This is a genomic window from Streptomyces fulvoviolaceus (assembly GCF_000718165.1).
GTDB classification, from domain to species: Bacteria; Actinomycetota; Actinomycetes; order Streptomycetales; family Streptomycetaceae; genus Streptomyces; species Streptomyces fulvoviolaceus.
Map to the genome: position 1 here is coordinate 1 of NZ_JOEY01000243.1, position 219 is coordinate 219.

A 219-nucleotide genomic window follows, 5' to 3' on the forward strand; every position below is an offset into this window, starting at 1 on the left:
GTCAACGTCTCCTCCGTACACGCCAGCACCGGCTTCGAACGCATCGCCGCCTACGCCGCAAGCAAGGGCGGCGTCGAAGCCCTCACCAAATCACTCGCCGTCGAATGGGCCGACCGCGGCGTACGCGTCAACACCCTCGCGCCCGGCTACTTCCACACCGACCTCAGCTCCGGGCTACTGGACAGCAAATGGGGCGAACGGATCGTACGCAGCACCCCC

General features: G+C 66.7%; 1 protein-coding gene. It reads left to right on the forward strand.

From position 1 onward, the window contains the following. On the forward strand, positions 1–219 hold a 219-nt coding region (locus IG08_RS0153720), incomplete at both ends, for an SDR family NAD(P)-dependent oxidoreductase (protein ID WP_030622590.1).